This is a genomic window from Streptomyces sp. NPDC004667, assembly GCF_040609475.1.
Taxonomy (GTDB): domain Bacteria; phylum Actinomycetota; class Actinomycetes; order Streptomycetales; family Streptomycetaceae; genus Streptomyces.
Genome location: NZ_JBEXKC010000142.1, coordinates 1 through 10,186 on the forward strand (window position 1 = coordinate 1; position 10,186 = coordinate 10,186).

At 73.0% G+C, this 10,186-nt stretch carries 6 protein-coding genes and 1 pseudogene; 5 read left to right on the forward strand and 2 right to left on the reverse strand.

What is annotated here, in order from left to right:
- The first annotated feature begins 92 nt into the window (after nt 1-92).
- Together ABZW32_RS37210 and ABZW32_RS37215 are read left to right on the forward strand one after the other, a co-directional pair.
- Nucleotides 93-1,031 (forward strand): DUF4352 domain-containing protein, encoded by a 939-nt coding sequence (locus ABZW32_RS37210; protein ID WP_356224953.1) that lies wholly within the window; start codon nt 93-95, stop codon nt 1,029-1,031.
- A 69-nt stretch (nt 1,032-1,100) separates the two neighbouring features.
- On the forward strand, nt 1,101-2,855 hold the full coding sequence (locus tag ABZW32_RS37215; RefSeq protein WP_356224955.1) for an NAD+ synthase: 1,755 nt from the start codon (nt 1,101-1,103) through the stop codon (nt 2,853-2,855).
- 91 nt (nt 2,856-2,946) lie between these two features.
- Here the strand turns inward: ABZW32_RS37215 and ABZW32_RS37220 are convergent, their stop codons facing one another.
- Complete coding sequence (locus ABZW32_RS37220) at nt 2,947-3,972, reverse strand: endonuclease/exonuclease/phosphatase family protein (protein WP_356224956.1); 1,026 nt, start codon at nt 3,970-3,972, stop codon at nt 2,947-2,949.
- A 306-nt stretch (nt 3,973-4,278) separates the two neighbouring features.
- Here ABZW32_RS37220 and panB point away from each other — a divergent pair, with 306 nt between their 5' ends.
- The 3 genes from panB (at nt 4,279) to ABZW32_RS37235 (ending at nt 7,230) form a co-directional block, all read left to right on the forward strand.
- Nucleotides 4,279-5,139, forward strand: a complete 861-nt coding sequence (gene panB / locus ABZW32_RS37225; protein WP_100660964.1) for a 3-methyl-2-oxobutanoate hydroxymethyltransferase — start codon at nt 4,279-4,281, stop codon at nt 5,137-5,139.
- Between the two features lie 223 nt (nt 5,140-5,362).
- Nucleotides 5,363-6,382: an ATP-binding cassette domain-containing protein gene (locus tag ABZW32_RS37230; RefSeq protein WP_356224958.1), complete on the forward strand. Its 1,020-nt coding sequence runs from the start codon at nt 5,363-5,365 to the stop codon at nt 6,380-6,382.
- Nucleotides 6,379-7,230 (forward strand): ABC transporter permease, encoded by an 852-nt coding sequence (locus ABZW32_RS37235; RefSeq protein ID WP_356224959.1) that lies wholly within the window; start codon nt 6,379-6,381, stop codon nt 7,228-7,230. The genes ABZW32_RS37230 and ABZW32_RS37235 overlap by 4 nt, the downstream gene beginning before the upstream one ends.
- Before the next feature lie 63 nt (nt 7,231-7,293).
- On the opposite strand, the pseudogene ABZW32_RS37240 reads toward ABZW32_RS37235, so the two are convergent.
- Nucleotides 7,294-9,855 (reverse strand): annotated as a pseudogene (locus tag ABZW32_RS37240) (AAA family ATPase); the annotation flags it as partial.
- Nucleotides 9,856-10,186: the final 331 nt, after the last annotated feature.

Genomic DNA, 10,186 nt, shown 5'->3' on the forward strand with positions numbered 1-10,186 from the left:
ACCGTTCGCGAGCGGCACGTTGAGGTCGGCGCGGACGAAGACCCGCTTGCCGGTGACGCCCTCGGCGAGCAGTTCGTCGATCGTCTTCATGTGTGCCCGGCGGGCACCCCGGGTACGGCGGCCCCGCGTACGGGGCGCCCGGCTACGGAGGGCCCGGCCAGCCGGGGTTCCCCGGCCCCGGCCAGCCCGGCTACGGCCACCCCGGCCACGGCCACGGCCACGGCGTCTCCGGCTATCCCGTCGCACCCGCCGCGCCCTCCAACGGCCAGGCCGTCGCGGGCCTCGTCCTCTCCTCCCTCTCCATCGGGCTGGGCCTCGTCCCCTTCGTGTTCTGGGCCGGCGCCGGCCTCGCCCTCACCGGCATCGGCATCTCCATCGCCGGCCTGGTGCGCGCGGGCCGCGGCGCCCCGCGCAAGGTGATGTCCATCGTCGGCATCGCCCTCGGCGTGCTGGGCCTCGCCGCCACCGCCGGCGGGTTCCTCTTCACCACGGCCGTCATCGGCAGGTCGCTGGACCGCGTCGACCAGCACCGGGGCACGGACTGGTACGACGACCCCGGGTACGACCCGGACGTGCCCCCGGACGCCCTGCCCTCCCCGTCCGGATTCACCCTGCCGCCCGACATGCCCTCCACGGGACCCGGCATCAGCACGCCGATCGCTTTCGGCCAGACGTTCACGTACCCGAACGGGATCAAGGTGAGCCTCTCCGTCCCGAAGCAGTACGTCAGCTCGAACAAGTACCTGCCGGTCGGCAACGCGGTGGAGGTGTCCTTCACCATCACCAACACCTCGAAGCGGCCCCACGACGTCATCTACGCCATGCCCAGCCTCACGGACGACAAGGGCGCCGAGGGCAGGCTCGTCTTCGACGGCCGGCTGCCCAAGCGGATCCAGGGGACGATCCAGCCGGGCGAATCCGCCACCGGCACCGCCGCGTTCGAGGTCCCCGAGGGCACGCGCAGCGTCAGCGCCGGGCTCTCCCCCGGCCTCCTGATGCCCGACGCGAAGTTCACCGGACCCGTCGGGTGACGCATCCGACCCTGTGAAAGCGCCCGGGGCCCAGAACATCGCGTCAGAAAGACGATTACACTGGGCCCCGTGCCTCAACTACGCCTCGCTCTGAATCAGATCGACTCGCACGTCGGCAACATCGCCGCGAACGCCGACTCGGTCGTCCACTGGACCCGGCACTCCGCCGAGCAGGGCGCCCATCTGGTGGCGTTCCCGGAGATGGTGCTGACCGGGTACCCCGTCGAGGACCTCGCCCTGCGCGGTTCCTTCGTCGAGGCCTCCCGCGCCGCGCTGCGCGACCTCGCGCGCCGGCTCTCCGAGGAGGGTCTCGGCGAGCTGCCGGTCGTCGTCGGTTACCTCGACCGCACCGAGAAGGCCGCGCCCCGCCTGGGCCGGCCCGCCGGCTCCCCGGAGAACGCGGCCGCCGTACTGCACCGGGGCGAGGTCGTCCTGCGCTTCGCCAAGCACCACCTCCCCAACTACGGCGTCTTCGACGAGTTCCGCTACTTCGTGCCGGGCGACACCCAGCCGGTCATCCGGGTGCACGGCGTCGACGTGGCGCTGGCCATCTGCGAGGACCTCTGGCAGGAGGGCGGCCGGGTGCCCGCCACCCGCTCCGCCGGGGCCGGACTGCTGGTCTCGATCAACGCCTCCCCGTACGAGCGCAACAAGGACGACCTGCGGCTCGAACTGGTGCGCAAGCGGGCCCAGGAGGCCGGCTGCACCCTCGCGTACCTGGCGATGATCGGCGGCCAGGACGAGCTGGTCTTCGACGGCGACTCGATCGTCGTGGACGCCGCCGGCGAGGTCATCGCCCGTGCCCCGCAGTTCTCCGAGGGCTGCGTCCTCGTCGACCTCGACCTGCCGGCCGCGCGGTCCGACGCCCCGGAGGGCGTCGTCGACGACGGCCTGCGCATCGACCGCGTGATCCTCTCCGAGGAGCCGGCGGCCCCCTTCGAGGCGGTGGTGGCCGGCGGCTACGCCGACCGCCTGGACGACGACGAGGAGATCTACGACGCGCTCGTCGTGGGCCTGCGCGCGTACGTCAAGAAGAACGGTTTCCGCTCCGTCCTGATCGGCCTCTCCGGCGGCATCGACTCCGCCCTCGTCGCGGCCATCGCCTGCGACGCGATCGGCGCGCAGAACGTGTACGGCATCTCGATGCCCTCGAAGTACTCCTCGGACCACTCCAAGGGCGACGCGGCCGACCTGGCCGAGCGGACCGGCCTGAACTTCCGGACCGTCCCGATCGAGCCGATGTTCGACGCGTACATGGGCTCGCTGGGCCTCACCGGCCTCGCCGAGGAGAACCTCCAGTCCCGGCTGCGCGGCACCATGCTGATGGCGGTCTCCAACCAGGAGGGCCACATCGTGCTGGCCCCGGGCAACAAGTCCGAGCTGGCCGTCGGCTACTCCACCCTCTACGGGGACTCGGTCGGCGCCTACGGCCCGATCAAGGACGTCTACAAGACGGACATCTTCCGGCTCGCCGAGTACCGCAACCGGGCGGCCGGCGAGCGCGGCGAGACCCCGCCGATCCCGGAGAACTCCATCGTGAAGCCGCCGAGCGCCGAGCTGCGCCCGGGGCAGGTCGACACGGACTCGCTGCCGGACTACCCGGTGCTCGACGCGATCCTGGAGCTGTACGTGGACCGCGACCAGGGCCTGGAGGAGATCGTCGCGGCCGGGTTCGACCGCGAGCTGGTCGCGAAGACCCTGCGCATGGTGGACACGGCGGAGTACAAGCGCCGCCAGTACCCGCCGGGCACCAAGATCTCGGCGAAGGGCTTCGGCAAGGACCGCCGCCTGCCCATCACCAACGGCTGGCGCGAGCACGCGTAGCTCCCGCGCCCGCCCGTACGTACGCCGAGGGCCCCGGCCGCTCCTCCCAGGAGCTGCCGGGGCCCTCGGCGTAACGGGCGGGGGGGGCGGTCTACGGCCGGACGGTCAGCCGGGCCGCCACCGGGAGGTGGTCGCTGCCGGTGCGGGGCAGGGTCCAGGAGGCCTCCGGCTTGATGCCGCGCACCATGATCTGGTCGATCCGGGCCATCGGGAACTGCGCGGGCCAGCTGAAGCCGAAGCCGTGGCCGGCCGCGCCCTGGGTGGAGCGCATCTGCGAGGTGACCTCGGACAGGGAGCGGTCGTTCATGGTGCCGTTGAGGTCGCCGAGCAGGACGACCTTCTTCAGCCCGTCCGAGGCGAGGGCCTCACCCAGCGCGTCGGCGCTCTTGTCGCGCTGGTTGGCCGTGAAGCCGGCGTTGAGCTTGACGCGCACCGACGGCAGGTGGGCGACGTAGACGCCGACCTCGCCGAAGGGGGTGGCCGCGGTGGTGCGCATGGCGCGGGTCCAGCCCAGGCGGATGTCGACGGGCTTGCTGGAGGTCAGCGGGTACTTGCTCCACACGCCCACGGTGCCCTCGACCGCGTGGTACTTGTACGTGTCCGCCAGGGCCTTCTCGTAGACGGGGACGGCGTCGCCCGTGAGCTCGGTCAGGGCCAGCACGTCCGCCCCGGACTTGGCGACGGACGCGGCGGTGCCGCGCGGGTCGGGGTTGTCGGCATCCACGTTGTGGGTCGCGACCATGAGGTTGCCGCCGCCGCCCGACTTGTCGGTGATCAGTCCGCCGAAGAGGTTCACCCACACCGCGGCGGTCAGCAGTATCGAGATCAGCGCGGTCGCGGACTTGCGGACCACGGCGGCGACCAGCAGCAGCGGCACGGCCAGACCCAGCCAGGGCAGGAAGGTCTCGGTGAGGCTGCCGAGGTTGCCGATGTGGTTGGGCAGCTCCGCGTGGAAGATCATGATCAGGGAGATCAGCGCGGCGAGGGCGGCGGTGACGATCCCGCGCCGCCAGATGCCCCGGTCGTGGCGCAGCCCGGCCAGTCGGCGTCGGAGACGGGATCCGGAGGGTCCGGGCTCTGCGCCGTTCCCCGTCTCCGTCATGTACGCCTGTGCCATGCCATGTCCTCGCTGCCGTGCTCGCGCTCCGTCTCCGCCCCTTGACCCTAGGCGATGTACGGAGCCTTTCGTGCCGTCCTCGCGGCCGTACGACCGGGAGGACGAACGGCCGTGCGGCAAGGGTTCCGCTTGTCACGAAACGCGCACATTGGCTCGTGCGCGCCCGGAGGCGGGCCAGGAGTGTGACGTACGGGTCAGCGCGTCGGAACCCGGCCACTTCCGCGCACGGCGCCGGGGGTGCCACCATGGTGGGTGAGTCCGGGGACGCCGTGAGGGCGCCTCGAGATGACACAAGGAGCAGTTGCAATGACGCACGCCGTTTCGCCTGCCCGCGAAGCCGCCTCCCCCACCTTGTACGGAGGTGCGGGCACCCGGCGCATCACCGTCCGCGACCTCGCCCTCGCCAAGGAGCGCGGCGAGAAGTGGCCCATGCTCACCGCCTACGACGCCATGACGGCGTCCGTCTTCGACGAGGCCGGCATCCCGGTGATGCTCGTCGGTGACTCGATGGGCAACTGTCACCTCGGCTACGAGACCACCGTCCCCGTGACGATGGACGAGATGACCCTGCTGTCGGCTGCCGTCGTACGGGGCACCAGCCGGGCCCTGATCGTCGGCGACCTGCCCTTCGGTTCGTACCAGGAAGGCGCCGTGCAGGCCCTGCGCAGCGCGACCCGGCTGGTCAAGGAGGCCGGGGTCGGCGCGGTCAAGCTGGAGGGCGGCGAGCGGTCGCTGGCCCAGACCGAGCTGATCGTGCAGTCGGGCATCCCCGTCATGTCCCACCTGGGCCTGACCCCGCAGTCCGTGAACGCCATGGGCTACCGGGTGCAGGGCCGCAGCGACGAGGCCGCGCACCAGCTGCTGCGCGACGCCAAGGCCGCGCAGGACGCGGGCGCGTTCGCGGTGGTCCTGGAGCTGGTCCCGGCCGAGCTGGCCGCCGAGGTCACCCGGTCCCTGCACATCCCGACCGTCGGCATCGGCGCCGGGTCGGAGTGCGACGCGCAGGTGCTGGTGTGGACCGACATGATGGGCCTGACCGGCGGGAAGATGCCGAAGTTCGTGAAGCAGTACGCGAACCTGCGGAGCACGATGACGGACGCGGCGAAGGCCTTCGCCGAGGACGTGGTCGGCGGAACGTTCCCGCAGCCGGAGCACGCCTTCCACTGAGCCGACCGGGGCCGCGCGGCCCCGCCGGGCGGTGACCGGGGGCCCGCCGACGCGATGTCGGCGGGCCCCCGGGCTTTCCGTCGAACCGACCGCCGACCGACCCCCGGCCGGCCGTCGAACCGACCGCCGAACCGGCCGTCGAACCGGCCGCCGACCGGCCGTCGGTTGCCTGTCGGTCCGCTGTCGGTCGCCTGTCGGAGCTTTGTCAGCGGCGGATGGTCCCATGGTGGACATGACGCGAAACGACAACGCTCCCCACGCCGTGGAGGTCCGGGGACTGGTCAAGCACTACGGCGAGACCAAGGCCCTCGACGGGGTCGACCTGGACGTGCGCGAAGGCACCGTCCTCGGTGTCCTCGGCCCCAACGGGGCGGGCAAGACCACCCTGGTCCGCTGCCTGTCCACCCTGATCGTCCCGGACGCCGGCACCGCCCGGGTCGCGGGCTACGACGTGGTCCGCCAGCCCCGGCAGCTGCGCCGCACCATAGGCCTGACCGGCCAGTACGCCTCGGTCGACGAGAAGCTCTCCGGCTGGGAGAACCTCTACATGATCGGCCGGCTGCTGGACCTGTCCCGCAAGGACGCCCGGAACCGGGCGGACGAGATGCTGGAGCGGTTCTCGCTGACCGAGGCGGCGAAGAAGGCCGTGATGAACTACTCCGGCGGCATGCGCCGGCGCCTCGACCTGGCCGCCTCGCTGATCGGCAACCCGGCCGTGCTCTACCTGGACGAGCCGACCACCGGTCTGGACCCCCGTACCCGCAACGAGGTGTGGGACGAGGTGCAGCGGCTGGTCGCCGAGGGCGCCACCGTGCTGCTCACCACCCAGTACATGGAGGAGGCCGAGCAGCTCGCGAGCGAGCTGACGGTCATCGACCGCGGCAAGGTCATCGCCAACGGCAAGGTCGACGAGCTGAAGGCGCGCGTCGGCGGGCGCACCCTGCGCATCCGGCCGGCCGATCCGGCCGACCTGCCGGGCATGGCCCGCGCCCTCGCCGAGACCGGGCTGGACGGCGTCGCCGGCTCCCAGGCCGTCCCGGACGAGGGGACGCTGCTGGTGCCGATCCTGGCCGACGAGCAGCTGACCGCCGTCGTCGGCCTGCTGGCGGCCCGCGGGTACGGCATCTCCGACATCGGCACCTACCTGCCCAGCCTCGACGAGGTCTTCCTGGCCATCACCGGCCAGAAGCCCGCCGTCGAGGACTCCGTTCCCACCGAGCAGACCGAGGAGGTCGCGGCATGAGCACCGTAACCACGACGAAGCCCAGCACCCCGGCGGCCTCCCCGGCCGCCGGACCGACGCCCCCGGCCGAGAGCCGGATCGGGCTGCGGGCCAACCTGCGGCACATCGGCGCCCTGGCCCGCCGCAACGCCCTGCAGATCAAGCAGGACCCGGAGTCGATGTTCGACGTCCTGTTCATGCCGATCATCTTCACGCTGCTGTTCGTGTTCGTCTTCGGCGGTGCGATCTCCGGCAAGGGCAACCAGGGCGAGTACGTCAACTACGTGGTCCCGGGCCTCATGGCGATGATGGGCATGAACATCGCGATGGGCGTCGGGACCGGGGTCAACGACGACTTCAAGAAGGGCGTGATGGACCGCTTCCGGTCCATGCCGATCGCCCGGTCCTCGGTACTCATCGCCAAGATCGTGGTCGAGCTCGGCCGGATGATGGTCGCCATCGCGATCCTGCTCGGGATGGGCTTCCTGCTCGGACTGTCGATCAAGTCCTCGGTGCTGGACCTGTTCCTCGCCATCGGCCTGTCGGCCGTCTTCGGCGCCTCGCTGATGTGGATCTTCATCCTGCTGGGTCTCACCATGAAGACCGCCCAGGCCGTACAGGGCATGGCGATGCTGGTGCTGATGCCGCTCCAGTTCGGCAGCTCGATCTTCGCCCCGCCGACGACGATGCCGGGCTGGCTCCAGAGCTTCACCGACGTCAACCCGCTGTCGAACCTGGCCGACGCGGCCCGCGGCCTGATCAACGGGACCCCCCTCGGGAACTCCGTGTGGATCACCCTGGCCTGGTCGGTGGGCCTCACCGCCGTCACCATGCCGCTGGCCGTCCGCAAGTTCCGCCAGAAGACCTGATCCGGGCCGGCCGGTCCGTTCGGATCGCGTCCCGGACGGACCCCACGGGGGGACGGCGGGGGATCAGATGAGGGCGGTGGCCTCCTCCAGGGTGAGGCCGCCGCCTTCGGCGTACGCGGCCTCGTACCCGGCGTCGCCCAGCGCCGCCCGCGCCAGCTCCTCGGCGCGGGCGGCGTCCTCGCGTTCGGTGGCCACGGAGAAGTGCTCGGGCGGCAGCAGCGCCCGGTAGGCCCCGATCAGCCGCGCGCCGTCGTACGCGCCGCCGGAGCCGCCCAGCGAGAGCCGGGAGCGGGCCGCGATCAGCAGGTACACCGCCGGCATGTGCGGGGCCATCAGCCGGGCCATCGGGTCCTGGACCATCCCCATGGCCGGGCGCAGCCGTTCGAGGGCCTCCGCGTACAGGCCCTCCTGGTTGTCGAGCCAGGCCATGGTGCCCAGCAGGAACCCGTCGAAGACGGCGAACGCCCCGAAGGCGAACTCCTCCCGCAGGCTCTGCAGCTGTGCGCGCGCCTCGGGGATCCGGCCCGTGCGGCCGAGGATGCCGGCGAGGAACATCCGGGCGGCGGGCACGGCCTCGTTGCCGTAGTTCTGCGCCGTGGCGGTGACCTCGTCGAGGAGCTCCTCGGCCTCCTCCATCCGGCCGCCCTCGGCGAGCACGCCGGCCATCCGTACCCGCAGGACCGTCACCTGTGCCTTGGCGCCGAGGCGTTCGGCGTAGGCGACCGCCTCGCGGTAGCACTGCCCGGCCAGGGCGAACTCGCCGCGCTTCTCCAGGGCCTCGGCGCGCGCGGAGAGGGCCTCGGCGCAGCCCCAGGCGTCGCCGAGTTCGCGGAAGAGGGCCAGGCTCTCCTCGGCGTCGCGGGTGGCGTCGCCCGCCCAGTCGGCGCGGTTGGCGAGGATGTTGGCGCGGAGCTGGAGGGCGGTGGCCAGTTCCCAGCGGTAGCCGAGCGCGCGGGCGGTGGTGACGGTCTCGTCGACGACGCGCTGGAGCAGCCCCGGGTCGCCCGTGATCATGACGGCGTAGACCCACAGGGAGCCGGGGGTGCGGCAGGTCTGCGGGAGTCCGGGCCGGTAGGCGGCGAGGACGCCCTCGACCTGGGCGCGGACCTCCGGGGAGTCCCAGCCGGTGCTGCTCTGGTCCCGGGAGGCCAGCCGCACCAGGTGCAGGGCCCGCCAGGCCTCGGCGAGCACCTCGCCCGAGTAGGGCGGGGGCGAGGCCACGAGCTGCTCGTACACGGGCTCGGCGGGGGTCACGGGCGCCGCGAAGGGGTCGGGGCCCAGGGCGGCGGCCGCTTCGGCCCAGTGGCGGGACTCGGTGCGCAGGTCGTGCATGTGCCAGTACCAGCCGAGGGAGTGGACGAGGCAGAGCACTTCGTCGGCTTCCCGGCCGGCGACGGCGCAGCGCAGGGCGGTACGGATGTTCTCGTACTCGGTGGTGATCCGCTCGGTGGCGGCGCGCTGGCCGTGGCCGCGGAGCAGGGGCTCGGCGGCGCGGGCGAGTTCGCGGTAGTGGACGAGGTGACGGCGCTCGGTGGCGGGGCGGTCGCCGCCGGACCCGTCGAGACGCTCGGCCGCGTACTCGGCGACGGTCTCCAGGAGGCGGTAGCGCATCCCGTCGACGCGCTCGTCGGGTTCGGCGACGACGAGGGACTTGTCGACGAGGGAGCCGAGGACGTCGGCGACGTCGAGGGTGTCCTGCGGCTCGACGCAGACGGCTTCGGCGGCGGCCAGGTCGCATCCGCCGGCGAAGACCGACAGGCGGGCGAGGACGGCCCGTTCGGAGGCGTCGAGGAGGTCCCAGGACCAGTCGACGACCGCGCGCAGGGTCTGCTGGCGGGGCAGGACGGTGCGGGCGCCGCCGGTGAGGAGGCGGAAGCGGTCGTCGAGCCGGTCGGCGATCTGGCGCGGGGTGAGCAGCCGGAGCCGCGCGGCGGCCAGTTCGATGGCCAGCGGCAGACCGTCCAGGCGGCGGCAGATCTCGGACGCGGCGTCCGGGTCGTCGGCGATGCTGAAGCCCGGCCGTACGGCGGCTCCGCGGTCGTCGAGGAGCGACAGCGCGACGGGGTCGGGCAGCGGTTCGACCGGGCGCAGGAACTCGCCCGGCACGCCGAGGGGTTCGCGGCTGGTGGCGAGGATCTGCACGCCGGGGCAGTGGGTCAGCAGCCGTTCCGCGAGTTCGGCGGCGGCGCCGACGACGTGCTCGCAGTTGTCCAGGAGCAGCAGGAGCCGACGGCGGGAGCAGTGTTCGGCGAGCCGGTCGAGCGGGGCGTCCCCGGCGCGCTCGGTGAGCGCGCGCAGTTCCTCGGCGGCGGCGCCGCGCAGCTTCGTCTCACGGGCGCCGAGCGCGGCGAGGGCGGCCTCGGCGACGTCCTCGGGGTCGTCGACGGGCGCCAGCTCGACGAGCCACACCCCGTCGGGCCAGGCCCCGGAGCGGGGGGCGTGCCACTCGGCGGCCTCCTGGGAGAGCCGCGTCTTGCCGGCCCCGCCGGGCCCGAGGAGGGTGACGAGCCGGGCCCGCCCGAGGTCCTCCCCGAGCACGTGGATGTCGCCCTCCCGCCCGACGAAGGAGGTGAGCCGCGCCCGCAGGTTCCCGGCGGGGGTCTGCGGCGCGGGTGCGGCGGGGGCCGGGGGCTGGGGCTGGGGCGCCCGGCCGGTGCCCGTCGCCGGGGCGGCGGGCGGGGTGGCTCCACCCGGGGGCCGGGCCCCGACGGTCCCGGGGGCCGGAGGCGCCCAGGCGGGGTCGGCGGCCGCAGGCGCCCAGGCGGGGTCAGCGGCCGAAGGCGCCCAGGCGGGGTCGGCCCCGCCCTCGGGCGCGGGGGGGGGCGGGGCGGTGCCGCCCCCTTTGGCCCCCTACCCCGCCCAACAAAACTCTTGGGGGGGGCCGCGCTACTCCCCCCCCCCCACCGACCGGATCCGCGCCTCGGTCTTCCTCGTGGCCGGCCTCAACGACTGGAAC